Source organism: Cryobacterium frigoriphilum (assembly GCF_004403305.1).
GTDB lineage: Bacteria > Actinomycetota > Actinomycetes > Actinomycetales > Microbacteriaceae > Cryobacterium > Cryobacterium frigoriphilum.
In genome coordinates, this window is the sequence record NZ_SOHE01000060.1 from 177,667 (window position 1) to 202,996 (window position 25,330).

23 protein-coding genes are annotated in these 25,330 nt (G+C 68.7%); 8 read left to right on the plus strand and 15 right to left on the minus strand.

Features of this window, described 5'->3' with window-relative positions; translation table 11 throughout:
- Nucleotides 1-22: 22 nt before the first annotated feature.
- The 4 genes from E3T55_RS14990 to E3T55_RS15005 form a co-directional block, all read right to left on the minus strand.
- Nucleotides 23-1,189 carry an ABC transporter permease gene (locus tag E3T55_RS14990; RefSeq protein WP_134520354.1) on the minus strand — a complete coding sequence of 389 codons (1,167 nt, stop codon included), beginning with the start codon at nucleotides 1,187-1,189 and terminating at the stop codon, nucleotides 23-25.
- Nucleotides 1,186-2,082: an ABC transporter ATP-binding protein gene (locus E3T55_RS14995; RefSeq protein ID WP_134520355.1), complete on the minus strand. Its 897-nt coding sequence runs from the start codon at nucleotides 2,080-2,082 to the stop codon at nucleotides 1,186-1,188. Before E3T55_RS14995 ends, E3T55_RS14990 begins: the two co-directional genes overlap by 4 nt.
- A 78-nt stretch (nucleotides 2,083-2,160) precedes the next feature.
- On the minus strand, nucleotides 2,161-3,303 hold the full coding sequence (locus E3T55_RS15000) for an ABC transporter permease (RefSeq protein ID WP_134520356.1): 1,143 nt from the start codon (nucleotides 3,301-3,303) through the stop codon (nucleotides 2,161-2,163).
- A complete protein-coding gene (locus E3T55_RS15005) occupies nucleotides 3,300-4,184 on the minus strand; it encodes an ABC transporter ATP-binding protein (RefSeq protein ID WP_134520357.1) in 885 nt (294 codons plus the stop codon). The genes E3T55_RS15000 and E3T55_RS15005 overlap by 4 nt, the downstream gene beginning before the upstream one ends.
- Nucleotides 4,185-4,410: 226 nt before the next feature.
- On the opposite strand from E3T55_RS15005, the gene E3T55_RS15010 reads away from it, so the two are divergent.
- On the plus strand, nucleotides 4,411-5,682 hold the full coding sequence (locus tag E3T55_RS15010; protein ID WP_134520358.1) for an ATP-binding protein: 1,272 nt from the start codon (nucleotides 4,411-4,413) through the stop codon (nucleotides 5,680-5,682).
- 18 nt (nucleotides 5,683-5,700) lie between these two features.
- Here E3T55_RS15010 and E3T55_RS15015 read toward each other — a convergent pair whose 3' ends face one another.
- The 4 genes from E3T55_RS15015 to E3T55_RS15030 all read right to left on the minus strand — a co-directional run bounded on the left by E3T55_RS15015 (nucleotide 5,701) and on the right by E3T55_RS15030 (nucleotide 9,942).
- Nucleotides 5,701-6,399 carry a response regulator gene (locus tag E3T55_RS15015; RefSeq protein ID WP_241993083.1) on the minus strand — a complete coding sequence of 233 codons (699 nt, stop codon included), beginning with the start codon at nucleotides 6,397-6,399 and terminating at the stop codon, nucleotides 5,701-5,703.
- Complete coding sequence (locus E3T55_RS15020; protein ID WP_134520359.1) at nucleotides 6,396-7,769, minus strand: sensor histidine kinase; 1,374 nt, start codon at nucleotides 7,767-7,769, stop codon at nucleotides 6,396-6,398. The genes E3T55_RS15015 and E3T55_RS15020 overlap by 4 nt, the downstream gene beginning before the upstream one ends.
- Before the next feature lie 66 nt (nucleotides 7,770-7,835).
- Complete coding sequence (locus E3T55_RS15025) at nucleotides 7,836-8,501, minus strand: SDR family NAD(P)-dependent oxidoreductase (RefSeq protein ID WP_134520360.1); 666 nt, start codon at nucleotides 8,499-8,501, stop codon at nucleotides 7,836-7,838.
- Nucleotides 8,494-9,942 (minus strand): DUF6421 family protein, encoded by a 1,449-nt coding sequence (locus E3T55_RS15030; protein ID WP_134520361.1) that lies wholly within the window; start codon nucleotides 9,940-9,942, stop codon nucleotides 8,494-8,496. The genes E3T55_RS15025 and E3T55_RS15030 overlap by 8 nt, the downstream gene beginning before the upstream one ends.
- 316 nt (nucleotides 9,943-10,258) lie before the next feature.
- On the opposite strand from E3T55_RS15030, the gene E3T55_RS15035 reads away from it, so the two are divergent.
- From E3T55_RS15035 to E3T55_RS15045, 3 genes are all read left to right on the plus strand, one after another.
- On the plus strand, nucleotides 10,259-11,797 hold the full coding sequence (locus E3T55_RS15035; protein WP_134520362.1) for a hypothetical protein: 1,539 nt from the start codon (nucleotides 10,259-10,261) through the stop codon (nucleotides 11,795-11,797).
- A gap of 27 nt (nucleotides 11,798-11,824) precedes the next feature.
- The gene (locus E3T55_RS15040) at nucleotides 11,825-12,619 is read left to right on the plus strand and encodes a DNA alkylation repair protein (RefSeq protein WP_134520363.1); all 795 of its coding nucleotides are present in this window, start codon (nucleotides 11,825-11,827) and stop codon (nucleotides 12,617-12,619) included.
- Between the two features lie 545 nt (nucleotides 12,620-13,164).
- Nucleotides 13,165-14,163, plus strand: coding sequence for an endonuclease/exonuclease/phosphatase family protein (locus E3T55_RS15045; protein WP_134520364.1), 999 nt, complete (start codon nucleotides 13,165-13,167; stop codon nucleotides 14,161-14,163).
- Between the two features lie 88 nt (nucleotides 14,164-14,251).
- On the opposite strand, the gene E3T55_RS15050 is transcribed toward E3T55_RS15045, so the two are convergent.
- Entirely contained in the window at nucleotides 14,252-15,469 is a 1,218-nt protein-coding gene (locus tag E3T55_RS15050) for a methyltransferase (protein ID WP_134520365.1), read from the minus strand.
- An 82-nt stretch (nucleotides 15,470-15,551) separates the two neighbouring features.
- On the opposite strand from E3T55_RS15050, the gene E3T55_RS15055 reads away from it, so the two are divergent.
- Entirely contained in the window at nucleotides 15,552-15,947 is a 396-nt protein-coding gene (locus tag E3T55_RS15055) for an ArsR/SmtB family transcription factor (protein ID WP_134520366.1), read from the plus strand.
- Nucleotides 15,944-16,438 carry an SRPBCC family protein gene (locus E3T55_RS15060; RefSeq protein ID WP_134520367.1) on the plus strand — a complete coding sequence of 165 codons (495 nt, stop codon included), beginning with the start codon at nucleotides 15,944-15,946 and terminating at the stop codon, nucleotides 16,436-16,438. The genes E3T55_RS15055 and E3T55_RS15060 overlap by 4 nt, the downstream gene beginning before the upstream one ends.
- A 7-nt stretch (nucleotides 16,439-16,445) precedes the next feature.
- On the opposite strand, the gene E3T55_RS15065 is transcribed toward E3T55_RS15060, so the two are convergent.
- Nucleotides 16,446-17,438, minus strand: coding sequence for an LLM class F420-dependent oxidoreductase (locus E3T55_RS15065; RefSeq protein ID WP_134520368.1), 993 nt, complete (start codon nucleotides 17,436-17,438; stop codon nucleotides 16,446-16,448).
- 140 nt (nucleotides 17,439-17,578) lie between these two features.
- On the opposite strand from E3T55_RS15065, the gene E3T55_RS15070 reads away from it, so the two are divergent.
- Complete coding sequence (locus E3T55_RS15070) at nucleotides 17,579-17,974, plus strand: sortase (RefSeq protein ID WP_134520369.1); 396 nt, start codon at nucleotides 17,579-17,581, stop codon at nucleotides 17,972-17,974.
- 55 nt (nucleotides 17,975-18,029) lie between these two features.
- Here the strand turns inward: E3T55_RS15070 and E3T55_RS15075 are convergent, their stop codons facing one another.
- From E3T55_RS15075 to E3T55_RS15095, 5 genes are all read right to left on the minus strand, one after another.
- Nucleotides 18,030-19,196, minus strand: coding sequence for a cation:proton antiporter (locus tag E3T55_RS15075; protein ID WP_134520370.1), 1,167 nt, complete (start codon nucleotides 19,194-19,196; stop codon nucleotides 18,030-18,032).
- A gap of 104 nt (nucleotides 19,197-19,300) precedes the next feature.
- A complete protein-coding gene (gene acs, locus E3T55_RS15080) occupies nucleotides 19,301-21,418 on the minus strand; it encodes an acetate--CoA ligase (RefSeq protein WP_166791800.1) in 2,118 nt (705 codons plus the stop codon).
- Nucleotides 21,415-22,248 carry an ABC transporter permease gene (locus E3T55_RS15085; RefSeq protein WP_134520371.1) on the minus strand — a complete coding sequence of 278 codons (834 nt, stop codon included), beginning with the start codon at nucleotides 22,246-22,248 and terminating at the stop codon, nucleotides 21,415-21,417. Before E3T55_RS15085 ends, acs begins: the two co-directional genes overlap by 4 nt.
- A 72-nt stretch (nucleotides 22,249-22,320) precedes the next feature.
- Entirely contained in the window at nucleotides 22,321-23,367 is a 1,047-nt protein-coding gene (locus tag E3T55_RS15090) for an aliphatic sulfonate ABC transporter substrate-binding protein (RefSeq protein WP_134520372.1), read from the minus strand.
- 49 nt (nucleotides 23,368-23,416) lie between these two features.
- Nucleotides 23,417-24,358, minus strand: coding sequence for an ABC transporter ATP-binding protein (locus E3T55_RS15095; protein WP_241993084.1), 942 nt, complete (start codon nucleotides 24,356-24,358; stop codon nucleotides 23,417-23,419).
- A gap of 133 nt (nucleotides 24,359-24,491) precedes the next feature.
- On the opposite strand from E3T55_RS15095, the gene E3T55_RS15100 reads away from it, so the two are divergent.
- Nucleotides 24,492-25,325, plus strand: a complete 834-nt coding sequence (locus E3T55_RS15100; RefSeq protein ID WP_134520373.1) for an SDR family NAD(P)-dependent oxidoreductase — start codon at nucleotides 24,492-24,494, stop codon at nucleotides 25,323-25,325.
- Nucleotides 25,326-25,330: the final 5 nt, after the last annotated feature.

The following is a 25,330-nucleotide window of genomic DNA, read 5'->3' on the forward strand; positions in this document are numbered from 1 at the left end:
ACTGCGCCGCGTCTGTGCGCGTTCAGCGCTTGAGGGCTTCGCGCAGGGGCACCCGGGCGCCCATTCGCAGCAGGGAGTTGGCGTAGATGCGGGCGCCGAGCAGAATGACGATGCCGGTCGCGGCCAGCAGAATCGCCAGCGACACGAGCGGTTCCCACCACAGTGCCGAGTCAAGAAAGATGCGCATCGGCATGCCGACCGGCGCCGAGAACGGAATGTAGGACATGACGGCGAGCACGGCCGGGTTGTCGTTGAAGAAGATCACCAGAAAATAGGGGATCATCACGAGCACCATCACCGGGGCGGTCGCCGAACCGACATCCTCCTGCCGGGAGACCATCGACGCCGTTGCCGCGTACAGGGCGGCGAGCAGCACGAATCCGAACGCAAAGAAGACCGCGAACCAGACGATGGCCGGACCGACGTCGGCGAGCAGTGTCTGCTGCCCCGTCACGGCCATGCCGAGGGACACGAGCAGGCCTATCGCCACGATCTGCCCGAAGGCCATGATGCTGTTGCCGAGCACCTTGCCGGCCAGCAGGGCGCGCACCGAGATGGTCGACATGAGAATCTCCACGACCCGGGTCTGCTTCTCTTCCACGACACTCTGCGCGATCGTCGAGCCGAAGGTGACCGCGGACATCAGAAAGACCAGGCCGAAACCGATCGCGACGAGGTAGACGAGGCCGCCGTTTGGTGCGCCCTGTTCGAGCAGTGTGAGGGCGGGGCTCACGCTCAGGGCCGTGAGTACCGCGGTCGGCGGGGTGTCGAGGGCGATGACGGTGACGTCGAGCAGCGAGCCCTCGCCCTCGGCCGGCACGACTGCGGCCGTGACCGTGCCGTCGCGCACGAGGGCCTCGGCGGCGGCCTGGGTGTCGACCGAGATCGTGTCGAAGGCCTGGGTCTGTTCGACGACCATGGCCGCATTGCCGACCACGGCCACCTGGGGCAGCGTGGCGTTCTGGCCCGCGATGCCGCCGACGATGACGGATGCGACGGAGATCAGCAACAGGATTCCGGTCGAGATGAGAAACGCCTTGCTGCGCAGCCGCACGATGATTTCTCGGCACGCGACGAGCCAGACGCTCTGGCCGACGGTCGGCGCGGTGTGCACCCGGCGGCCGACATGGTGTGCGGATGCGTGCAGCTCGGTGCTGATGCTGCCGGTGTTGGTGTGCTTGTCGGTCATTGCACGACCTCCTTGAAGATGCTGGCGAGTGACGGGCGCTGGTGGTTGAAGGCCGAAACCGGACCACGCGCGATCGCCTGCTGCAGAACGAGCTGGCTCGCGGCATCCGTCTCGGCTTCAAAGACCACGTGGCCACCGGCTGCGTCGAGGGTGAGGTCGACGATGCGGATGCCGGGAAGGTCGCGAATCCAGCTCGCGTCGCCGTGGGTGCGAATCTCGAAGCGGGGGCTGCTGTATTCGTCGCGCAGGGTTTCGCGGGCGCCCTGGGCTCGGATTTCGCCGTCGCCGATGATGACGAGGTCGTCGCAGAGCCGTTCGACGATGTCGAGCTGGTGTGAGGAGAACAGCACGGGGGCGCCGCCGGCGGCGTATTCGGCCAGTACCCCCATCACGACCTCGACCGCGATCGGGTCAAGGCCCGAGAAGGGCTCGTCGAGCACCAGAAATTCGGGGTCGTGCACGAGGGCGGCGGCGATCTGGGCGCGTTGCTGGTTGCCGAGTGAGAGCGATTCGACGAGGGCGTTGCTGCGGTCGGTCAGTCCCAGGCGTTCGAGCAGGTCGGTTGTGTTGCGAAGCGCCGCGTGCGGGGTGAGGCCGTGCAGGCGGGCCAGGTAGATGAGCTGTTCGGCGACCTTCATTTTGGGGTACAGGCCGCGCTCTTCGGGCATGTAGCCGAAACGGCGGCGGTCACTCGCGGTAACCGGTGCTCCGTCGATGAGTACCGTGCCGGCATCGGCCGTGAGCACGCCGAGGATGATGCGCATGGTGGTGGTCTTGCCGGCGCCATTGGCGCCGACGAAGCCCGTCATGCGGCCGTTGCCCACGGTGAAACTCACGTCGGTGAGCACCTGCCTGGTGCCGTATCGCTTGGTGATGCCCCTGATGTCGAGCATGCCCCGCCCCTTCGTCGCCGTGATGACAACGCTAGCGCGACCGGCGCGGCGGCGGCAGGGGTCGTTCGCGCGGTGCGGTTATCGCTTCAGAGCGTCACGCAGGCTGACCCGGGCGCCCATGCGCAGCAGCGAGTTCGAGTAGATGCGGGAGCCGAGCAGGATCACGACCACGGTGGAGGCGACCAGAACCACGAGCGCGAGCAGCGGTTCCCACCACTCGGCGGTGCCGAGGAAGATGCGCAGCGGCATGCTGACCGGGGCGGAGAACGGGACATAGGACATGATCGCGACGACGAGGGGGTTGTCGTTGAAGAAGACCACGAGGAAATACGGGATCATCGTGAGGAACAGCACCGGGCTGGTGACCGAACCCACGTCTTCCTGCCGGGAGACCATCGACGCGGTCGCCGCGTAAAGTGCCGCGAGCAGCACGAAGCCGAAAGCGAAGAACACCACGAACCAGCCGATCGCCGGCCCGACGTCGGCGAGGAGCACCCGTTGCCCGGTGACGGCCATGCCGCCCGCGGCCAACAGGCCGATGGCCACGATCTGCCCGAAGGCCATGATGCTGTTGCCGAGGACCTTGCCGGCCAGCAGGGCGCGCACCGAGATCGTGGACATCAGGATCTCGACGATGCGGGTCTGCTTTTCTTCGACGACGCTCTGCGCGATGGTGCCGCCGAAGGTGGTCGCGCTCATCAGGAAGACGATGCCGAACGCGAGCGCCACAAGGTAGGCGATGCCGCCGCCCTGCTCGGCCGGGTCGAGCAGCTGCACCTCGGGGCTGACGCTCAGGGCACCGGTCACATCCAGCGGAGCGGAATCGAGGGCGATCACGGTGACGGGAAGGACGGCATCCGCGCTGTCGCTCGGAACAATCGCCGCCTTGACCGTGCCGTCCCGCACGAGGGCTTCGGCGTCGGCGACGGTATCGACCGCCATGATCTCGAAAGCGCCGGTGCTCTCGACGACGGCTTCGGCCGAGCCGACCACGGCGACGGTGTCGAGGCTCGTGTCCTGGCTGGCGATGCCGCCGGCGACGACGGCTCCGACGGAGATCAGCAGCAGGATTCCGGTCGAGATGAGGAAGGCCTTGCTACGCAGCCGCACCAGGATCTCGCGGGTGGCGACCAGCCAGACGCTCTGGGCGACGCTCGGCGCCGTGGAGCGTTGCGGCGAGGTCGGTGTGCCCCGGGTGCTCGCTTTTTCCGTGACGCTCACTGCACGACCTCCTTGAAGATGCTGGCCAGGCTCGGCCGTTGACGGGTGAAAGCGGTGACCGGGCCGCGGGACACGGCCTCACTGAGCACGTGCTGGCTGGCAGCATCCGTCTCGGCCTCGAAGACGGCCCAACCGCCGTCGAAGTCGACGACGTCGATGCCGGGCAGGTCGCGCATCCAACCGGCATCGCCGAGGGTCTGGATTTCGAAGCGAGCGCTGGTGTGGTCCTCGCGCAGTTGCTCGCGGGATCCGGCGGCGCGGATGCTGCCGTCGCCGATGATCACGAGGTCGTCGCAGAGCCGTTCGACGATGTCGAGCTGGTGCGAGGAGAAGAGCACCGGAGTGCCGCCGGCGGCGTAGCCGGCCAGCACGGTCATCACCGTTTCGACGGCAATCGGGTCGAGACCCGAGAACGGCTCGTCGAGCACCAGGAATTCAGGGTCGTGCACGAGGGCGGCGGCGATCTGCGCGCGCTGCTGATTGCCGAGCGAGAGGGCTTCGACGAGGTCGTCACGGCGCTCGCCGAGGCCGAGCTGCTCGAGCAGGCTGGTGGTGTTGCGCTGAGCGGATGCCGGCGACAGGCCGTGCAGGCGCGCCAGGTAAACGAGCTGCTCGGCGACCTTCATCTTTGGGTACAAGCCGCGTTCTTCCGGCATGTAGCCGAAGCGTCGTCGGTCGCTCGCCGTGACGGCGGTTCCGTCGATGAATACGGTTCCCTCATCGGGCGCGAGCACGCCGAGGATGATGCGCATGGTGGTGGTCTTGCCGGCACCGTTCGCGCCGACGAAGCCGGTCATGCGGCCGTCGGCGACGGTGAAGTTCACGTCGCTGAGTACCTGCCGGGCCCCGTAGCTCTTGCTGACGCCCCTGATGTCGAGCATGTGCACCCTCTCGTTCTGTGTACCGCGTCTATATGTACTCTTCACGGTACGCAGAGGGCGGCGGGGGCGCATCCGTCGCTGGGGGGAGAGGCAGATTGGTTGCGTGTGGTCAAGACCCCGCTGCCCGACCAGGATCTGCAAAACTATGCAGTTTGATGACGCAAAACAGTAAAGTATGGCTGTACGAAACGGTGCAGTATGGATCGACGAAATGGTAAGGTCAGTTATGGACTACGCGCCCCGAATCGTAGATGCAGAGCTGACAGCGATGCTCGCGGGACTGCCCGCGATCGCCATAGACGGACCGAAAGCTGTCGGTAAGACGGCGACGGCCTCGCGACGAGCTGCCTCTGTCATTGAACTCGACGATCCCGACCAGCTCATCCTGCTGCAGGCGGACCGGGAGCGGCTGGCTCGGTTGCCTAAACCTGTCCTGCTCGACGAATGGCAGCTGTACCCGACCGTCTGGGACACCGTTCGACGAAATGTAGACCACGATTCGCGGCCCGGCCAGTACCTGCTTGCAGGCAGCGCGACCCCGACGAAAGCGCCGACCCATTCCGGAGCCGGTCGCATCGTGCACCTGCGCATGAGGCCGATGGCATTCTCCGAACGAGGAATCACTCCCCCAACCGTGTCGCTGGGACAACTCTTGTCAGGCTCGTCCCCAATTGTGACAGGGGAAAGCGCGGTGACGCTCGTGGACTACGCATCCGAGATCACGCGCTCCGGGTTCCCCGCGATCCGGCTTCAGCCGGAGAGCTACCGATCGGAGACGCTCGATGGCTATCTCGCTGCTATCGTCGAGCACGACTTTCCAGACGCCGGCTACACGGTCCGGCGACCAGCCTCTCTTCGCGCTTGGCTGGCGGCGTACGCTGCCGCGAGCTCCACCACGGCAAGCTATGACAGCATCATCCGCGCGGCCACCCCGGGGGACTCGGCGAAGCCGTCGCGCTCCACTGCGCAGGACTACCGAGAAGTGCTCGCGAAGCTGTGGGTGCTGGATCAGGTTCCTGGCTGGCTCCCGAGCAGAAATCGTCTCAGCGGGCTTGGACAGGCTCCGAAACACCAGCTCGCGGATCCGGCACTGGCCGCTCGACTCTTGCGCGTGTCAGCGGATGCGCTCATCAGTCAGGCCGACATCGGCCCGCCCGAGCTGCGAGATGGTCCATTGCTGGGGGCGCTGTTCGAGTCACTCGTGACTCTGAGCGTGCGTGCCTACGCGCAGGCATCCGGGGCGTCTGTGCACCACTTGCGGACCCACAGAGGCGACCATGAAGTGGACCTCATTGTTGAGCGACCCGATGGCCGTGTGCTTGCGCTCGAAGTCAAACTTTCGGGAACCGTGGACGACAAGGACACTCGTCACCTGCGCTGGCTGGCCAAAGAGATCGGCCCAGATCTCGTGGATTCGGCCGTCATCACGACCGGAAAGGTCGCGTACCGGCGGCCCGACGGCATCGCCGTGATTCCACTCGCGCTGCTTGGACCGTGAGGTGCCGGTGAGCAGACCTCAGACGAGCTGGTGCTCGTAGGCGAAGACGACGGCCTGGACCCGGTCGCGCAGCACGAGCTTGAGCAGCACCTTGGAGACGTGGGATTTCACGGTGGCGTCGCCCACGTAGAGGGTGTGGGCGATCTCCTGGTTGCTGAGGCCGCGGGCGAGGAGCAGGAAAACCTCGCGCTCGCGGTCGGTGAGGTCGGCGAGCGGTGCCAGGTTGGCCGCCGCAGGCACGGCGACGGATGCCGCGGGTCGGCCCACGAAACGCTCGATCACCCGCCGCGTGACATCGGTGGACAGCAGCGCGTCGCCCCGGGCGAGCACCTGCACGGCGTCGATGAGGGCCTCGGGGCTGGAGTTCTTCAGCAGGAAACCGCTCGCCCCATGCTGAAGCGCGGTGAACAGGTAGTCCTCGCGGTCGAAGGTGGTCAGCATCAGCACGGCCGAGCGGATGGCGGGATCCGCCACGATCGTGCGGGTCGCGGTGAGTCCGTCGAGGCCGGGCATTTCGACGTCCATGCAGATCACGTCGGGGGTCAGCCGGCGTGCCTGGGTGATGGCCGCGAGGCCGTCGGCGGCCTCGCCGACGACGACGATGCCGGACTCGGATTCGAGGATGGTGCGAAAGCCCGCGCGCACGATGGCGTGGTCGTCGACGAGCAGCACCCGGATCGGTGCGGCCCGCTCGGTCAGCGAGAGCGGCGCACTCACGCGGCGGGCTCCGGTTCGGGGGCGGTCGCGCCGAGCGGCTGCGGGAGGGGCTGGGTCGACAGCAGCGGGAACCGGGCGCGCACGATGTAGCCGCCGCGCGGACGGGCTCCGAGGTGAAGCTGACCGTTGACGGCGAGCACCCGTTCCCGCATGCCGCGCTGGCCGAGCCCGCAGCCGCTCGCCGCGTGTGTGGGCACGGCGCTGCTCGCGGTGACCCGCGGTCCGCTGCCGGTGTCGGTGATCTCGACCTCCACGGCATCCGTCTCGTAGCGCAGCCGTACCTCGGCGCTCGCTCCGCGACCGGCGTGTTTGCGGGTGTTGGTGAGGGCTTCCTGCACGACCCGGTAGATGCTCTGGCCGATGGTGCCCGGCACGGGCCGGGGATCGCCGATGATGCTGAGCGCGGTGGGCACGCCGCCGGCCCGGCTCTCCTCGGCGAGGTCAGGCAGATGGTCGACGGTGTGGGTGCTGGGGCTCTGGCTGGCCGGGCGGGCCCCGGCCGGGTCGTCGTCGGCGCGCAGGGTGCCGAGCATCGTCTGCAGCTCGTCGATGGCGCTGCGGGCGCTGTGTTCGATGACTCCGAGAGCGTCGGCGGCGGCTATCGGGTCACGGTCGAGGATGCGGCGGGCGGCTCCGGCCTGCACGCCCATCACGGAGACGTGGTGGGCGACCACGTCGTGCAGCTCGCGGGCGATGCGCACGCGCTCGAGGGTCACGGCCTGGGCGGCGGTACGCTCGCGTTCGGCGGCGAGCTCGCGAGTGCGCTCGGCGAGGACGGCGGCCCGCTGGGCGGACTGCCAAGCCGTGTCGCCGAAGTAATATGCCGCCCAGAAGTAGAGGAGGTTGATCAGTACCTGAAGCATGCCGAAAGCGGCATATGGGGAAAAAATGCCGTCACGCGACAGATCCGGCATCGCGGTGGCCTGGTTGGCCTGCACGATGAGCTGCCAGAAGAGCCAGATGAACATGCCGGCGATGATGCAGAGGCGCACCCAGCGGGACAGCACCGGGTTCTGGCTCCAGGCGCCCACGGCGTAGATCGCCAGGTAGAGGCAGATGCTGGCGAAGAAACCGTCACCGACGCCGAACATGGCGCCGACCCCGAAGACGAGGGCGATCACGAGCGCGACGAGCTCGGGAAGGCGACGGCGCAGGGCCAGGGGGCCGGCCATCAGCACCACCCAGATCGCGGCCTGCCACCAGGGCGACTCGCTCATCACCCCGGCGGCGCGGGTGAGCGTCACGCTCAGTGCGGTGCCGCCGAGCATGGCCAGGGCGAGCACGCTGTCGCGCCGGTAGCCCCGGGCGCTGGGCCGGGGTCGACGCCACGCGGCGTCGAGGGGTTCGGCAGAACGGGCCACGGGGGTCATCTGTCAAGGGTAGACCCTGTGTCTAGCCCTACGCCTCCGCCGAGCGGCGGAGGCGCGGGCGCACCGCTACGGCGCCGCCAGGGTGACGCGGGTGTTGTTGACGGCTGCCGCGGGCTCGGCCCAGAGTCCCACCACCCGGGTCGCCAGTTCGGCCTCGAGCCCCTCGAGGGAGCGCACGACGAAAATGGCCGTCGCAGCGGCGTCCCCGGCCTTCGCGAAGCCCTGGCCGATCGCCCGCACCCAGGTCTCGGCGGCGGCCTTTGCCGCGGCATAGTTCGCACCGCCCGGGGTGGGCTTGTCGACCGAGACGCTCGACACGATCGCGAGCCGGCCGGCCGACGACGCCAGCAGGTCGGCGTTGAAGACCCGGGTGGTATTGCGCAGGGTGGTCAGCACGTGGTCGTGCAGAAAATCCCAGTCCTCATCGGTCTGGCCGGCGAGGCCGCCGCCGCCGCGCCATCCGCCGACAAGGTGAATGAGGCCATCTACGGGTCCGTGCTCGGCGTGCACCCGGTCGGCAAGGGCAGTCACCGCTTCGAAGTTGGCGAGATCGCACTCGTAGCGGGCCGCGGCGGCGACCGGTGCCAGGCGGGCGGCGTTGGAGCCGACGGCGATGACGCGGGCGCCGGCATCCGTCAGCGCGCTCGCGACGGCCCGCCCGGCGGCGCTGCTCGCCCCGGCGATCAGCACGAGACGACCAGCGACGCCCGCAACTGCGCCCGGGTCAGTCATGCGCCGTGATGCCGACGGTCGAGGCGATGACGACCTTCATCTTCTTCTCGAGGGCCTCGAAGAACATCGACAGCGGAAACTCGTCGTCGAGCACCTCGTCGGTGTAGCCCTTCGGCGCTCCGGCCAGTACCTCGTAGCTCAGCCCGCGGGCCCAGCGCGAGGCCGGATTCGGGGTGAGGGTCTCGGCGATCATCGCGTAGGCGGCGAGCCAGTGCGCCTTCTTCGGCCGGTCGATCGAGGCCCAGTAGAGCTCATCGATGCGGGCGCCGAGGGCGATGACGCACTCGGGAACGGCGTCCCAATCGACGGTGAGGCGGGTGTCGGTCCAGTGCAGCACGTGGTGCTGATGCATCCACGCGAACAGTAGCTGCCCGCCGAGGCCGTCGTAGTTGCGCACCCGGCTGCCGGTGATCGCGAAGCGAAAGATGCGGTCGAAAATAACCGCATACTGCACGAGTTTCGCGTGCTGGCGCGCCTCGGGGCTCGCCTCATCGTCGCGTTCGATGCTCACCGACTCACGAAAGGCCGTGAGATCGCAGCGCAGTTCCTCGAGCGAGTACAGGAAGAACGGCATCCGCTGCTTGATCATGAACGGATCAAAGGGCAGGTCACCGCGCATATGCGTGCGGTCGTGGATGAGATCCCACATCACGAAGGTTTCTTCGGTGAGGTGCTGATCGTGCAGCAGTACCGCGGCATCCGCCGGCAGCTGCAGGCGCGTGATCTGGGCGGCCGCGCCGACCACCCGGCGAAAGCGGGCGGCCTCGCGGTCGGCGAAAATGGCGCCCCACGTGAACGTGGGTATCTCGCGCATCGCGACGGTCTCGGGAAACAGCACGGCGGAGTTGGTGTCGTAACCCGCGGTGAAGTCGAGAAACCGAATCGGTACGAACAGCGCGTTGGTGTACTGCTGTTCGAGCTCGGCGATGAACTCGGGCCAGATGACCTCGATCAGCACCGCCTCGACGAGCCGGCTGGTGCTGCCGTTCTGGGTGTACATCGGAAACACCACGAGGTGTCGCAGCCCGTTCACCCGATGCTTTTGCGGCTGGAATGCCTGCAGCGCATCGAAGAAGTCGGGCACGCCGAAACCGGCCGCCACCCACTTCTCGAAGTCCACGACGACGGCCGCCAGGTAGGCGGCGTCGTGGGCGAACAGCGGAGTGAGTTCATCGATCGCGGCGACGATGATGGCGACGGATGCCGCGGCCTCCGCGCGCGAGTCGGCGTCGGGAACGCTGCCGTCTTGCACCTGCAGGCCCTGCAGCGCGGTGGCCGCGGCCTTGAGCGCGAGCCAGGCCGGCTGCTCGGCGAGGTTCGCGTCGGCGGCTCGTGCGGCATCCGTGGTGAGGGCTTCGTCTTCGAGAACCTCGGGCTCACCGACCAGAGCGTCTGCGCTGAGCGCAGCCGCAACGTTTGTTCTTTCAACAGAAATCGACATGGAAACCTCCCGTCCTCGTGGATGCCGCGGGTGCGGCGGGGTGGCCGCAGGGGCCACCTTCAGGCTATCCGGGCAGGCCCGGCGTTTTCTTGTGCAACCGTGCGGGTAATCGTGCGCCGGGCGCGGTGATCGCGCCGTTTTTCGCCGTCACTTGCCGATTTGTGTCGCCGCCCTCCGAGAGCTGCCCGCACCGCCGCCGGAAAGTTTTCCACGGGTGAGTTATCCACAGATTGTGTCGGCATCGGTTTCGTGGCCCCCGAACATGGCACGATCACATCGGCCAGCCGTTCTCGTGACCGAAAACCTTGGAGGTACCGTGCCCACACTCACCCCCCTCGCGCGCGCGGCGACGCTCATCGCCGTCACCCTGTTGGCCAGTCTCGCCCTGAGCGGCTGTACCGATACGGCGGCCGAGGCCGAGAAGGCCGCCGTCGCTGCCGAGAAGGCCGCCGTGCTGGCCCTCGCGGTCGAATACAGCACGCCGATCGACCCCGTGTGGAGCGTCACGGCCGACCTGGTTGGCACTCCGGCGGTCAGAAGCGAGGTCGTGGTCTCGTACGTTCGCAGCGCGACGGGCCTGCAGATCGCGGCGTGGGATGCCGCGTCGGGCGCCGAGCTGTGGCGGCACGCTGCGGTTCCCGGGGTGCAATCGCACGCAGTCGAGCTCAAGGCCACGACCGTGCTGGTGGGCGACACTCTTCTCGTGCCGTACCTGCGCGATGAGGCCGGCAGTCACTTTGGCTGGCAGGAATTGGTGATCGCAGACGCTCTGACCGGAGTAGCACTGGCTCACGACTGGGGAGCGCTGTGGGTCTCCGATCGGCCCGGCGCGTGTTCGGGCGCGCAGGGGATCTGCTTTACCGGGTGGACCTGGGCCGAGATCGACGCCGACCAACGATCGTTTCGCGTTGATGTCGCAACCGGTGGACTCAGTGTCGACACCGAAGTGCCCGCCCCTGTCTCGGGAGAAATCCTGTCCGATGGGGTCTTTGTCACCGCGCCGGACGGGACCGAACTGCTCGGCTACAGCGCAGACGGTGCCATTGCCTGGCAGAGACCGTATCGGGACTACTTTGGACCGAACTCCAGCTCGGATCAGGGCTGGGCATGGGGATGGGGGCGTTCGGCCGACATCGTGATCGGTCACGGATTCAACCGGGGCAGTGAGGACGCGGCGGATTACCTTCGCGATCTCACTGCGGTACGCACGGTCGGCGTTCGCCGGGATTCCGGTGACATTGCGTGGTCGCTCGACGGCGTTCAGCTCGGCTGTCCCGCGGCCGAGTATCCCTTCGTGCTTGACGAAAAGATCGTTCCGATGTGCCGCATCAACTCCGGCACCCTGCATGTCATCGACGGGAACGATGATGCGTCGACCTACGACGACCTCGATGTTGACCTCATCGGGGTCGACGAGAAGACCGGCAAGACTCGCTGGACCGTTCCGCTGGGCGCCGATGAGGGGAGCCTCACCTCCCGCAACAACACGTTCTTCAGCAATGCGGCCCAGCGGGTGCTCATGATCGGCACGGTGCCGATGATTGTTGACCTGACGACCGGCGATAGCCTGCCGGCGCCGAGTGAGGGCGTCTACGCCTGTGCCGTCGATCGCGGCACCCTCGACGCGAACACCTTCGAAGTCGAAAGAACGCATGGCGGATCCGTCAATCCGTACCGGACCGGCCAGAATCTCTTCGCCTGCGACGCCCAACGGGCTCCCGTCGCGGGTACCTTCTCCCGGGGCAGCGTACTGATGGCCGGGTCACACGCCGATGACGGCATCTACGTCGTCGGGGGTGCCGCCGGGCTGAGCGCCTTCCAGCTGCCGGATGACGAACCGGTCGAGAAGAGCTGAGCGGCCTGGGCGGGTTAGAGTGCCCAGATGACGGATGCCGCGCCCGCCCGCCCGACCAGACCCGCGGCATCCGCCGCCCCGAGGGGGGCAGAGCCGACCGCGGCGGGCCTGCGGGCGGCGCTTGCCGCCCGCGCCGACCCGGAGCTGGCGGTGGGGGTCGCGCGGTTCTTTCAGACCGGGCCAGGGCAATACGGCGAGGGTGACGTCTTCGTCGGCCTCAAGGTTCCGGTGATCCGTCAGCTGATCAGGCCCTTCGGCGCGCTGCCGCCGATCGAGCTCGATGCACTTCTCGACAGCGCCGTGCACGAGCACCGTCTCGCGGCCCTGCTCGTGCTGGTCGGGCAGTTCGACCGGGCGGGCGCTGCGGGAGGCCGGGATGACACCGAACGCGACCGGCTCGCGGCGTTCTACCTGTCGGCCGTGCGCCGCGGCCGGGTCAACAACTGGGACCTCGTCGACTGCTCGGCGCCGACCCTCGTGGGCGCGTACCTGTTCGACCGCCCCCGCGACGTGATGTTCGCACTCGCCGCGAGCGACTCGCTGTGGGAACGCCGGGTCGCCATGGTCGGCAGCCTCGGCCTGATCATGCGCGGCGATGCCACGACGACCCTGGAGCTCGCCGCCCGATTGCTGGGCGACCGCGAAAGCCTCATGCACAAGGCGGTGGGCTGGATGCTGCGCGAGGTTGGCAAACGCATCGAGCGCGCGCTGTTGCTTGGCTTTCTCGACGAGTACGCGGCGCGGATGCCGCGCACGGCGCTCAGCTACGCCACCGAGCACCTCGACCCGGCCGTGCGCGCGGCCTATCGCGCGCGGCGCTGATCGGGGTGCCGCATCGACCGGCTGTCTGAGCGTGGCGGCACCCGCGAGCACCGGCGCCCCCTGTGCCGGTGCCGCCTGCACCGTGCCCCCAGCGCTGTGCCCCCAGCGCCGTACCCCCTGCACCGTGCCCCTGCATCGCGCCCCCAGTGCGGGCCGCGGGGCCCGAATATCAAGTCCCTGGCCTAAACCCGGGGATGGCGCGCTGGGTTTATACCAGCAGCCGGGTACACGGACCGAGCACGGAGCGCCGAGCGGCGCTAGCGTGAGGGTGTGCGGCTCGGTGGCCCTGTCGCACTGCAGAAAGCCGCCTCATGAAGAGACTGATCGCATCCGTTGCCCTGCTTGTTCTCGCGCTGACCGGCTGCTCGAATTCGGGTTCACCGACGTGACGGATGTCGGTAGCTTCGAGAACGCGGCGGCCGAGACCGGGCTCGCGGTGGCCACGGAGCCACCCGTCGTCGCCGACGCGCCCGAATCGGTGACTCCGGCGACTCCGGCGACTGCCGGGTGCACGGAAACGCCTCCGGATCAGTGAATACTTAGGGGTGCCCGACCCGACCTTCGATCCCCAGCGCGCGCCGGACCCCGCCGCGCTGATCGCCGCGCGGTACGCGGCAGTGCCGGGCTTCGGCCTGCGTCGCCGCGAACCCGGCATCGCACTCAGCGTGCTGGCCCTCGTGGTGATGCAGTTGCTGCTGCTGCACGGTCTGGTACCGAACCTCGGCGGCTACGCGTCGCTCGCGGAGTCCCTGCTGCCCTGGCTGGGCCTGCCGATCGTGGTGCTCGCGGCCCTCGTCGTGCGCCGATTCTCGCGACTCGCCGCGCTCGCCGTGGCGGCCGCCGCCCTCGTCTGGGCGCTCTTGTTCGTGCCGTCGATTCTGCCGCAGGGCGATTCCGGCTCGGCATCGGGCGGCACGCTCACGGTGGCCAGTGAAAACGTGAAAGCCGGCAACGCACGCGCCGGCGAGGTTGCGGACGACCTCGCGGCGACGGGCGCCGACGTCATCGCCATCCAGGAACTCGACGCGGCGTCGCAGGCGGCCGTCGCGGCGGGGCTCGACCCGACGCATCCGTTCAGCACGATCGTCGGCACCATCGGACTCTGGAGCACAACCCCCATTCTGGACTCCCGCAGCCTCGACCTCGGGCTCGGCTGGACGCGCGCGCTGTGGGTCGATGTCGACACCGACGCCGGCCGTACCCGCGTCTACGTCGTGCACCTCGACTCGATTCGTCCGGGCCAGAAATCCCAGCGCGACGAGATGCTGCGCGAACTGCGCCTGACCCTGGCCGCCGACGTGGCCGAGCGCATCGTCGTGATCGGGGATTTCAACAGCGCGACGACAGACCGCGCCTTCGCCCGGCTGACCGACACGGTGACGGATGTCGGCACGAGTACCGTGGGCCTCGGCTTCACGTGGCCGAGCGCGTTTCCGATCGCGCGCCTCGATCACGCCCTCGTGCGCGGTCTCGATCCGGTGTCGAGCGAGGTGCTGCCGGCCAACGGCAGCGACCACCGCGGCATCCTCGTCACCCTGCGTTAGCTGGCCCGCGGGGCTGACCGCCCCCGTACCATTCGACGGTGTTTGATGCGCTCTCGCGTGTCTTGTGGCCCCCCACTGCTCTTGTGGGTCACAGTCCGTCGAATGGTACGGCGGCGGCGAGGCGCCAGAGCGAGGTGACCTCGGCGGCGCGCGCGGCGTGCAGCGGATCGCTCGGGTCAGCGGCCCGCGGATGCGTCGGGCGGGTGTCGAGGCGCGACACCACGGTCAGCCCCGCGGCGTCGATCAGGTCGAGCAGTGTGCTGCGGGAGCGCAGGCCCAGCCGTTCGGCGATGTCGGAGATGATCAGCCAGCCCTCACCGTGCGGCAGCAGGTGGTCGGCGAGGCCGCCCAGAAACCCGCGCAGCATGCGACTGTCGGGGTCGTAGACGGCGTGGTCGGTCGCGGTGACGGCGGAGGCGGGAATCCACGGCGGGTTGCAGACCACGAGGTCGGCCCGGCCGGTCGGAAACAGGTCGGCATCGACAACCTCGACGCGGTCGTCGAGGTCGAGGCGGGCGAGGTTGTCGCGGGCGCAGGCGATGGCGCGCGGCGACTGGTCGGTGCCGACAACGTGCGCCACTCCGCGGCGGGCGAGGATCGCGGCGATCACGCCGGTGCCCGTGCCGATGTCGAAGGCAACCAGGGCGTGTGGCTGCTCCGGCAGCGGAGCCGTCGCGACCAGGTCGAGGTATTCGCCGCGTACCGGGGAAAACACTCCGTAGTGCGCGTGGATGCGGTCGTCGAGCGCCGGGATGGCCACGCCCTTGCGGCGCCATTCGTGCGCGCCCACGATGCCGATGAGCTCCCGCAGCGACGTCACCGAGGCCTCTGACGCCTCTGACACCTCCGACGCGTCCGAGGTGTTCGAGGCGTTCGAGGGGGCGCCCCAGGTCTCGGCGCAGGCCTCGCGCACGTCGGGCGCACGCCGCAAGGCCACGCCCAGGTCGGCGTCGAGGGGCACGAGCAACAGGCCGAGCAACTCGGCCCGGCGGGCGGCCTCGGTGCGGTGACGCCGAAAGGCCTGGGTGAGGTCGGCGTCCTTCGGGCGACGGCCGCCGTCGATCCTGCGGCCCAGCGCCTGCAGCAGCTGCCGGGCATTGTGATAATCGCCGCGCCACAGCAGGCCGGTGCCGGCCTTGATCAGGCGCAGGGCGGCATCCGCCGTCAGGGTATCGTCGACGACCGCGACCCGGGTCGGAGCCACGAAGCCGCTCTCTGACCGCCAGAGCGCGCTGCGCTCGACGCCGGCCTCGGTCCAGTGGATGCGGGCGGCGCCTGTGGACGTGGCGAACGGGGCGGAAGACATTTCCCCATTGTCCCTTGACGCGCCGCAAGACTCGATTTATCTCGTATTCAACCGAATGGTTGATCAAGGAGTTGGTTGAATAATGGTGGTCGGTTCCGAGCCCGACAACGCGAGCGAGAGCGAGGACGATCGGCTCGACCGGGCCTTCGCGGCCCTGGCCGACCCGATCCGACGACGGATGATTGCCCGCCTGAGCCGAGGGCCGGCATCCGTCACCGAGTTGGCCGAGCCCTTTCGCGTATCGACGCAGGCGGTCTCCAAACACATTCAGGTGCTCGAACAGGCCGGCCTCGTGACCCGCACCCGCGATGCTCAGCGCCGGCCGGTGCATCTGGATGCACACGCCCTCGAAGAGCTCACCGCCTGGATCGACACCTACCGGCTGATTCATGAACAGCAGTTTCGTCGCCTTGACGGCCTGCTGGCCGCACTGAGTACGATCCCGCAAGAACCGAACCCAAGGAGAAGATCGACATGAGCACACATCCCCTCACCCTCACCGTTCCCGGCGGCGTTCCGTTCATCGACTGGACGCGCGAGTTCGACGCCCCGATCAGCGCGGTCTACCGCGCGCACTCCGACCCTGACCTCGTGAAGCTGTGGCTCGGCCCGGCGGTCTATTCGATGCGCATCGAGGTCTGGGAGCTGCGCACCGGAGGCCGGTTCCGTTTCGTGCAGAGCGACGGCGCCGAGAGCGAGAGCTACGCCTTCAACGGGGTCTTCCACGTGGCCCGCGAGAACGAGCTGATCATTCAGACCTTTGAGTTCGAGGGCTTTCCCGACGTGGTCAGCATCGAAACGCTGCGCTTCGAAGACCTCGGCGGCGACCGGACGCGGCTGGTCGGACACAGCACCTACCCGAGCCAGGAGGCCCGCGACGGCATGGCCCAGAGCGGCATGGAGGGTGGTATGGCTGAGGGTTACGACCGTCTCGACGCCGTGCTCGAAGCCGAGCGCGCCGTTCAGTGAGCCCGGGTCAGCGCAGGGCCGGCATGACCTCCCGCTCAAAAAGCTCGATGCCGGAGCGGTCGTAGGCCGCCTCGGGGAAGTAGTGGATCGCGTAACCCAGCCCGCGGGCCTGCATGCCGGTCAGGCGCTCCGTGATCTGCTCAGGGGTGCCGACGCCGAGCGCGTCGCCGCTGCGGTACTCGGCCATGAACCCCCGCGCGCCCTCAGCGCCGAGGTACGGGGTCACGCGCGCTTCGATGGCATCGAGGCGTTCGGCGACCTCGGCCTCGGTCGACCCGATCACGGTGTTGTAGTTGGACGACCGCGTGATGGCGTCGAAGTCGGTGTCCTGGGCCGCGCAGTGCCCGCGCAGTACCTCACTTTTGTGGCTGAAACCCTCGGGGGAGCCGTCGAAGTTCGTGTACTGCGCGTGCTGCGCGGCGATGCGCAGGGTGACCTTCTCGCCACCGCCGGCGATCCAGATCGGGATGCCGCCCGGCTGCAGCGGCAGCGGCTGAAAGATGGCACCGTTCATCTGGTAGTGCGCGCCATTGAGGGTGGCGGTGCCCGTGCTCCAGGCCTGCTTCATGATCTGCACGCCCTCATCGAGGCGCGCGAGGCGCTCGCCGGCCCGGGGAAATCCGTAGCCGTAGGCGCGCCATTCGTGCTCGTACCAACCGGCCCCGATGCCCATCTCGACGCGACCACCCGAGATGATGTCGGCCGTCGTGGCGACCTTGGCGAGATATCCGGGGTTGCGGTAGCTCATGCAGGTGCACATCTGACCGAGGCGCACGCGGCTGGTCGTCGCGGCGAACGCCGCGATGAGCGACCACGCCTCGTGGGTGGCCTGCTCGCTCGGCACCGGTACGGTGTGGAAGTGGTCGTAGACCCAGATCGATTCCCATTCGGCGGCATCGGCATGGGCGGCCAGACCGCTCATCGCCGCCCACTGCGCGGCCGGCTCAATGCCGACCAGATCGTGACGCCAACCCTGGGGAACGAACAGTCCGAATCTCATGACTCGAGCCTACGGGCCGGCCTCTGGCCTCGCGCGCACGGTCGTGCGTTCGTGCGGCCGGTCACTCCGACTACGATTTGACTACCGGGCTTGTCTGCCCGGGCCACAGATCCAGAGTTTTCCAAGCCAGAAGAGGTCACGTGAGCGGGCTCGAATTCGCCGGCATCATTAGCGAAATCCTTACGCTCATCGGTCTTTTCGTGGGTGGCTCCCTCTACGCTGTCGGCCTCTCGGTGCGGGGCATCAGCGGTCGCTGGGTGCGAACGGATGCGGTGATCGCCGCGGCACTGCCGACCCACGTCATCCGCTGGTACGACCACGAAGGCGATGTGCACGAACGACCCGCCGACACGCATGAAACCCACGAGCTGGCGCCCGGCGAAGACGTGCTGGTCTGGTTTCGGCGGCGCTCGCCGGATCGGTGCCGCACCCACGACCCGGCCCTCGACGGCAAGGCCTTTCGGGTGATCGGACTCGTGTTGCTCGGTATCGGTGTGGCCGCCGCCGTGCTCGGCATCGTGCTGATGTTTCTCTGAACTGCGCTGCGCTGCGCGGCTGGGGCTCCGCACGCCCGGCTACACGGCTACACGGCTACACGGCCGGAGCGGATGGCGGCGGGTCGGCCGGCAGAAAACGCGGATTGTCGGCCGCTCGGGCGCTGCTCGCCGAGGCCACGATGATCGTGATGAGCGCGCCCAGAATCAGCGCCGCGGCCTCGCCCGGCAGCAGCAGGTTCGACGCAGTGCCGATCGCGACCGCGGCCACGGGCACGCCGAGCTGCCCGGCGGAGAGCAGCCCGAGTGTCAGCGGCAGGCGTGCCAACCGGGCGCTGGCGTGGGTGATCAGAGCGCCGACGCCGAGGGTGAGGCCGAGCACGATCATCTGCGGGTGGCCGGCGAGGTCGCGCAGGTTGAGCGAGGCGCCGAGCCAGACGAAGAACAGCGGACCGAGAAACCCGTCGGCGAGGGCGAACAGCTGGCGGGCCAGCCTGCGCGGCTCACCGACGGCGGCGACCGCCAGCCCGAAGGCAAAGCCGGCGAGCATGATCGACACCTGGGTGTAGACGGCGAGGGCGGCGAGAGCGAAGAGAATGGCCAGCTGGATACGCAGCTCGAGCGCGAATTTGCGGGCGGACGACAGTCGGTGCATCCGTAGCCGGGCGCCGGTGAGTTCCAGGCGTCGCAGCAACAGGTACAGCAGCACGGCGGCCGCGAGCACGAGCACCGCCCCGAGGGCCGAGCGGCCGGCATTGGGCGGGTCGATCGCGAGCGGCAGGGTGACGATCGCCGCGATGTCGGCGATGGCCACCTGCGCGGTCATCGCCAGTATCTGAGGCCCGCCGAGGCGCAGCGAGTCCACGATCGGCAGCACGAGCGCCGCCGACGACGAGGCGAGCAGCACGATGTAGAGCGGTGCATGGCCGGTGCCGAAGACGAACGCCGTGCCCGCCCCGAGGGCCACCGCGACGAGAGCGACCCCGCCGGCCCTGACCGCTCCGTGACCCAGGGCCGAGCGGATCGCCTCGTCGCGAATGGGAACATGGCTTCCGGCGACGAACATGATCAGGGCGAACCCGACATTGGCGAGCAGGGTGAAGGTGGGGTCGCCGGCGTCGACCAGGTTGAAGCCGGTCTGGCCGATCAGCACTCCGGCGAGCAACTGGCCGACGACGACCGGCAGCCGCCACCGTCGCGGCAGCGCGAGCAGCGGGCCGAGCAGCGCCACGACCGAGATGAGCGCCAAGGCCTGGAACGTCACCGGGGCACCCCACGGCCGGGGCCGGGCTGCCCGGCGGCGCGCCGCATCCGCTTCACACTGCTGTGCGGCATGCTGACCCCTTCTAGGTCGAGCGTAGTCCCGACTCAGGCCTGGGCTGCGCGCACGATCTCAGCGATGCGGCGCGGAGCGGAATCGTCCTGCAGCGACGAGACGTCGCCGAGCGGGCGGCCGTCGACGATGTCGCCGAGCAGGCGCCGCATGATCTTGCCCGAGCGGGTCTTCGGCAGGTCGGGCACGATGAAGACGTCGCGGGGCTTGGCGATCGCACCGATCTCGTGGGTGATGTGGGCGCGCAGCACCGGGGCGAGTTCGGCCGCGGCGGCAAGCCAGGCGGCGACGTCGTGCTCGGTCTCGGGCGCCGTGGCGGGAATCACGAACGCCGCGATGCCCTCGCCGGTCGTCGCGTCGGCCACTCCGACGACGCCGGCTTCGCCCACGAGCGGATGCGCCACCAGGGCGGATTCAATCTCGATCGTCGACAGGCGGTGGCCAGAGACGTTGATCACGTCGTCGACCCGGCCGAGAAGCCAAATGTCACCGTCTTCGTCGTACTTCGCGCCGTCGCCCGAGAAGAAGTAGCCCTGATCGGCGAATTTAGCCCAGTAGGAGTCGCGGTAGCGTTCGGGGTCGCCCCAGACCGTGCGGGCCACGCCCGGCCACATGCCGTCGATCACGAGGTAGCCGCCGGAGCCGAAAGGCACCTGCCGGCCGGCATCGTCGACGACGAGGGTCGAGAGACCGGGGATGGCCCGCAGGGCCGATCCGGGCTTGAGGGTGCTCACGCCGGGCAGCGGCGACATGATCGTCGCACCGGTCTCTGACTGCCACCAGGTATCGACGATCGGCGCCGTACCGGCACCGATATTATCGCGGAACCAGACCCAGGCCTCGGGGTTGATGGCCTCGCCGACCGAGCCGAGCAGGCGGATGCTCGACAGGTCGTACTCGGCGGGCAGCCCCTCGGGGAACCAGGTCATGAACGTGCGAATCAGGGTCGGCGCCGTGTAATAGGTCGTGACACCGTAGCGCTCGATGATTTCGAGGTGCCGCGCCGGGTGCGGGGTGTTCGGGGTTCCCTCGTAGAGGACCGAGGTGGTGCCGTTTGAGAGCGGTCCGTAATGTACGTAGCTGTGCGCGGTGACCCAGGCCAGGTCGGCGGTGCACCAGTGCACGTCGCTCGCCTTGGCGTCGAAGACGGCCCAGTGGCTCCAGCTCGCGTGCACGAGGTAGCCGCCGCTCGTGTGCACGAGGCCCTTCGGCTTGCCGGTGGTGCCCGAGGTGTAGATGATGAACAGCGGGGTTTCGGCGTCGAAGAATTCGGGCTCGTGGGTTTCGGAGGCGACATCGACCGTGTCGTGCCACCAGACGTCGCGGCCCGGGGTCCAGGGGATGTCGGGGGTCGCGTCGCCGGTGCGGCGCACCACGAGTACGTGCTCGACCGAGTCGACGCCGGCGACGGCCTCATCGGCGGCGGCCTTGACGGGCACGGCCTTGCCGCGGCGGTACTGGCCGTCGGTCGTGACGAGCAGCTTGGCGCCGGTGTCTTCGACCCGAAAGCGCAGCGCCTCGGCCGAGAATCCCCCGAAGACGAGCGAGTGGATCGCGCCGATGCGGGCGATCGCGAGGGTGATGATGATGGTCTCGGGAATGACCGGCAGGTACAGCACGACCCGGTCGCCCTGCACGATTCCCAGCGCGGTCAAGGCATTTGCGGCCTTTTTGACCTCGATCTCGAGGTCGGCGTAGGTGATCGTGCGGCGGTCGCCGGGTTCGCCCTCGAAGTAGAATGCGACCTTGGAACCGTTGCCGGCCGCGACGTGCCGGTCAACGCAGTTCACGGCGACGTTGAGCTTGCCGCCGGCGAACCACTCCGCGCGCGGCACCGAGAGCTCGCCGTCTGGGCCGGTGACGGCTGGCTGCCAGGTGTGGTCGGTGTGCCAGGGCTCGGCCCAATCGAGCCGGGCCGCCTGCTCCGTCCAGAAAGCGATCGGATCGGCCGCCGCGCGCTCCCACTCGCTCGCGTCGACGTTGGCCTGGGCAGCAAAGGCGGCCGGGGCCGGGTAACGGCGGTGCTCGGTGGACAGGTTGCGGATGGTGTGTTCGGTGAGGTCGGGGTGGGTGCTCGCGTCGTTCTCGTTCTCGTTCTCGTTCTCGTTCTCGTTCTCAGTGCTGGTGCTGGTGCTGGTGCTCATGGTGTTCATGCCCACTTCTTATTGGCCCATTTTTCGAATATGCCGACAACGGCATCCGTTATTTTGCCGATCACGGCCAGCAGAACGATGGCGAGAATGATGCGGTCGATGCGCCCGTTGCCGCCCGATTCCGAGAGCAGAAATCCGAGGCCCATCGAGGCACCGAGCAGTTCGGCCGCGACGAGAAAAAGCCAGGCCTGCACGAGGGCGAGCCGCAGGCCCGAGATCACCGAGGGAATCACGGCGGGCAACTGCACGGCCGTGAACAGACGGATGCCGCCCAGACCGAACGCGCGCCCGGCCTCGACGAGCTGCTGGTCGACGTGGCGCAGCGCCAGCGACACGGTCGTGTACACCGGAAAGAACGCGCCAATGGCCACGAGCGTGATCTTGGGCTGTTCGCCGAAACCGAGCCAGAGCAGCAGCAGCGGCACCCAGGCCAGTGAGGGCACGGCGCGAATGGCGCCCAGCGTCGGGGCGAGCAGCACGTTGGCGCTGCGCGAGAGCCCGACGAGGGCGCCGGCGGCAACGCCGAGCGAGGCGCCGATCGCGAAGCCGATGAGAACCCGCTGGGTGGAGATGGCCACGTACAGCGTGAGCAGGCCCCGCTCCGAGAGGTCGACCGCGGCGAGCAGCACCATGGCCGGTGAGGGCAGCTGCGTCACGCTGACCAGGCCGAGCGTGATGCTCAGCTGCCAGACGAGCAGAATGGCCAGTGGCAGCAGCGCGCCGCCGAGAATGACCGGTCCGCGACGGGAGGTCCACGCCGCGCGGCGGGCGGGCCGCGCGGTGTGCGCGGTGCCGGGCGTGGCCGGCGCCGCAATCGGGGTCTGCGTCACGGTGGTGTCCTTCTCTCTTCCCGGGGCTGGGCTCGAGGGTGCCGGTCTGGGTGGTGGTCGACGAGCTGGTGGCTAGTCGCTGACGACCGTCGGGTCGGCCTTGGTCGCGAACGTGTCGTTGATGATGGTGTCGAGTGCCTCATCGACCATGTCCTGGCTCGGCACGTCGCCGATTTCGACGAAGGTCGGGCCGATCTTCTCGAGCACCGTGAGCTGAGCGTCGCCGGGAACGTTGTCGACGTCGAGGTTGGTGCGTTCGGTGATGACCGTTGTGGCGATGGCGAGGTCGATACCCGCGACGTCGGCCAGAATCTGGGCGGTCTCTTCGGGGTTCTCGAGCGCCCAGGCGCGGGCGTGCTCGTAGACGTTCACGACGGTCTGGGCCACATCGGGCTTCTCGGCGATGAAGGCCTCGGTGGCGTTGAGAAAGCCATAGCTGTTGAAGTCAACCTCGCGGTAGAACAGCTCGGCTCCGGCCCCTTCGGCGGCGCCCATGATCGGGTCGAGTCCGGCCCAGGCGTCGACGGATCCGCTCTGCAGGGCGGACCATCCGTCGGCGTGCTGCAGATTCTGGATGGTGACGTCGTCCTGGCTGAGCCCCTCGGCCTCAAGGGCCTGCAGCAGAAAGAAGTAGGGGTCGGTTCCGAGGGTCGCGGCGACCTGCTTGCCGGCGAGGTCGGCGACGGAGGTGACCTCCGAGCCGTCGGCGGCGACGAGCGCGGCCCACTCGGGCTGGGAGTAGATGTCGATGACCTGAATGGGCGATCCGTTGGACCGGTGCAGCAGCGCTGCGGAGCCCGCGGTCGAACCCACGTCGATGGCGCCGGCCCGCAGGGCCTCGTTGGCCTTGTTCGAGCCGGCCGACTGGATCCAGTTCACGGTGATGTCCTGCTCGGCGAGGGCATCTTCGAGCCAGCCCTTCTCCTTGATCACGAGCGAGAGCGGGTTGTAGGTCGCGAAGTCGATGTTGAGCTCGCCGCCGGTGGTGACGGTGGCGTCGCCGGTGGAGGCGGCGGCACCCTGCGCCGGGGCGTTCTCGCCGGCCACGCAGCCGGTCAGCAGCAGGGCGGCCGCGGCGGCGCCGGCGATGAGGGCAGCGGAAATGCGTCGGTTGGTCATGATTTTCTCTCTGGCTGTGGGGTCGGGCGGCCGGGAAGGCGGGGAAGGGTCAGTACGGGAAGTGTGGGATGGTCGTCGTCGCGGCGACGCCGCGGGCCTGGCCGTGCCGGTCGATGCCGAGGCCGGCCAGCAGGCGGCCGCGCAGTTCGGCGAGTTCCGCCGATCCCCGGTCGCGGGGGCGGCCGCCGGGAACGGTGAGCTCCTGAACGATGGTGGCGCCGGTGCGGCCGCCGGCCATGTCATCGGCATCGTCGTCGGCGCCGAGCAGAATGATGCGATCGGCCAGCTGCAGCGCCTCGTCGACGTCGTGCGTGACGAGCAAAATCGTGGTCGGTGCCGCCGCGTGCACGTCGAGCAGCAGGTCCTGCATCTTGAGCCGGGTGAGCGCATCCAGTGCGCCGAATGGTTCGTCGAGAAGCAGCACGCCGGGATTGCGGGCGAGGGCGCGGGCGAGCGAGGCGCGCTGGGCCATACCGCCGGAGACCGCGCGGGGGCGGTGGTCGGCGAAGCTGGTGAGCCCCACGAGCTCGAGCAGGGCGGCGACGCGGGCGTTGCCGGCGGCGCGGCCGATTCGGTGCGGAAGGCCGAGCGCCACGTTGGCCGCGATCGTGCGCCACGGCAGCAGCCGTGGTTCCTGAAAACCGACCGCGCAGCGGGCATCGATTCCGTTCAGCGGCGACCCGTCGATGCGGATGCTTCCGGTGCTGGGCTCGTCGAGGCCGCCGGCGATGCGCAGCAGAGTGGACTTGCCGCATCCGCTGGTGCCGAGAATGGCCAGAACCTCGCCGGGCTGCACGGTGAGCGACACGTCGCGCAGCACCGGGCGGGCAGCGGCGCCGCGCTGGCTGCCGGGCTGGGAGTTGTGCTGTGGCTTCGCGGCGAAGGAGCGGCCGATGTCGGCGAACTCGACGGCGAAAGACGTGTTGTCCGCAGGACCGGCCCGATGCACGGGAGGCGCTGCGGGCGCAATCGCGGTGGCGACGTTGGACACGAGAAACTTCCTTTCAGAAACGGGTCGGGAGTGCGGGGCTGAGATCGACCGTACTCAGGAGCGTGTGTGCGCGTAGTGACGCGCGAAACGGGGCGTAATAGAACAACGGGCCAACTCTTGCGATGATGGGGGTATGAGCCGAACCGTTTCCGGAGCCCGCGTGCTGATCACCGGTGCCGCCCAGGGGCTGGGGCGCCTGTACGCGGAGCGGGCCGTGGCCGAGGGCGCCGCCGCCGTGATCCTCTGGGATCGGGATTCCGCCGCCCTCGCCGCCACGACTGCCGCCCTCGTGCAGCGGGCCGCGGCCGGAACCCAGATCGCGCCGTACGTCGTGGATATCAGCGACCTCGGCGCGATCGCCCAGACCGCGCAGCGCGTGCGCACGGAGGTCGGCGACCCCGATGTGGTCATCAACAACGCCGGAATCGCGCGCGCCGCACTGTTCTGGGACCACAGCAACGGCGAGGACACCCGGGCCACCATGCAGATCAACGGGCTGGCCCCCATGTACATCACGCGCGAATTTCTGCCCGCGATGCTGACGGATGCGTCGCGCGAGTCCCGCATCGTGAACATCGCCTCGGCGGCAGGGGTGCTCAACGCGCCGCAGCTGAGCGTGTATGCGGCCTCGAAGGCGGCGGTGATCGCCTGGAGTGACACCCTGCGGCTCGAGCTGGTCACCGAGGGCTACGGGCACGTCAAGGTCACGACCGTGTGCCCGAGCTACATTTCGACGGGCATGGTGGCCGGCCTCGACCACGTTCCGCGCAGCAACTGGCTGATGCCTCGGCTCGCTCCGGCCTACGTCGTCGACCGGGTCTGGCGGGCCATGCTCGCCGGGTCGCCGATGCTCGTGTTGCCGTGGACGGTCGGACTCGCGCGCGCCCTGCGCAGCGTGCTGCCGCGGCCCGTGCTCGACGCCCTCGCGTCGGGCGTCGGCCCGTCTTCCGCGCGCCGCAGACGCTGAGGCAG

What these genes read in the sequence shown, in the direction of transcription:
- E3T55_RS15040 (WP_134520363.1), top strand. Translation starts at nt 11,825, where the DNA reads ATGACGGATGCCGCGCCCGCCCGCCCGACCAGACCCGCGGCATCCGCC.
- E3T55_RS15100 (WP_134520373.1), top strand. Translation starts at nt 24,492, where the DNA reads ATGAGCCGAACCGTTTCCGGAGCCCGCGTGCTGATCACCGGTGCCGCC.
- E3T55_RS15065 (WP_134520368.1), bottom strand. Translation starts at nt 17,438, where the DNA reads ATGAGATTCGGACTGTTCGTTCCCCAGGGTTGGCGTCACGATCTGGTC.
- E3T55_RS15050 (WP_134520365.1), bottom strand. Translation starts at nt 15,469, where the DNA reads ATGTCTTCCGCCCCGTTCGCCACGTCCACAGGCGCCGCCCGCATCCAC.
- E3T55_RS15055 (WP_134520366.1), top strand. Translation starts at nt 15,552, where the DNA reads ATGGTGGTCGGTTCCGAGCCCGACAACGCGAGCGAGAGCGAGGACGAT.
- E3T55_RS15090 (WP_134520372.1), bottom strand. Translation starts at nt 23,367, where the DNA reads ATGACCAACCGACGCATTTCCGCTGCCCTCATCGCCGGCGCCGCCGCG.
- E3T55_RS15060 (WP_134520367.1), top strand. Translation starts at nt 15,944, where the DNA reads ATGAGCACACATCCCCTCACCCTCACCGTTCCCGGCGGCGTTCCGTTC.
- acs (WP_166791800.1), bottom strand. Translation starts at nt 21,418, where the DNA reads ATGAACACCATGAGCACCAGCACCAGCACCAGCACTGAGAACGAGAAC.
- E3T55_RS14995 (WP_134520355.1), bottom strand. Translation starts at nt 2,082, where the DNA reads ATGCTCGACATCAGGGGCATCACCAAGCGATACGGCACCAGGCAGGTG.
- E3T55_RS15005 (WP_134520357.1), bottom strand. Translation starts at nt 4,184, where the DNA reads ATGCTCGACATCAGGGGCGTCAGCAAGAGCTACGGGGCCCGGCAGGTA.
- E3T55_RS14990 (WP_134520354.1), bottom strand. Translation starts at nt 1,189, where the DNA reads ATGACCGACAAGCACACCAACACCGGCAGCATCAGCACCGAGCTGCAC.
- E3T55_RS15030 (WP_134520361.1), bottom strand. Translation starts at nt 9,942, where the DNA reads ATGTCGATTTCTGTTGAAAGAACAAACGTTGCGGCTGCGCTCAGCGCA.
- E3T55_RS15020 (WP_134520359.1), bottom strand. Translation starts at nt 7,769, where the DNA reads ATGACCCCCGTGGCCCGTTCTGCCGAACCCCTCGACGCCGCGTGGCGT.
- E3T55_RS15025 (WP_134520360.1), bottom strand. Translation starts at nt 8,501, where the DNA reads ATGACTGACCCGGGCGCAGTTGCGGGCGTCGCTGGTCGTCTCGTGCTG.
- E3T55_RS15010 (WP_134520358.1), top strand. Translation starts at nt 4,411, where the DNA reads ATGGACTACGCGCCCCGAATCGTAGATGCAGAGCTGACAGCGATGCTC.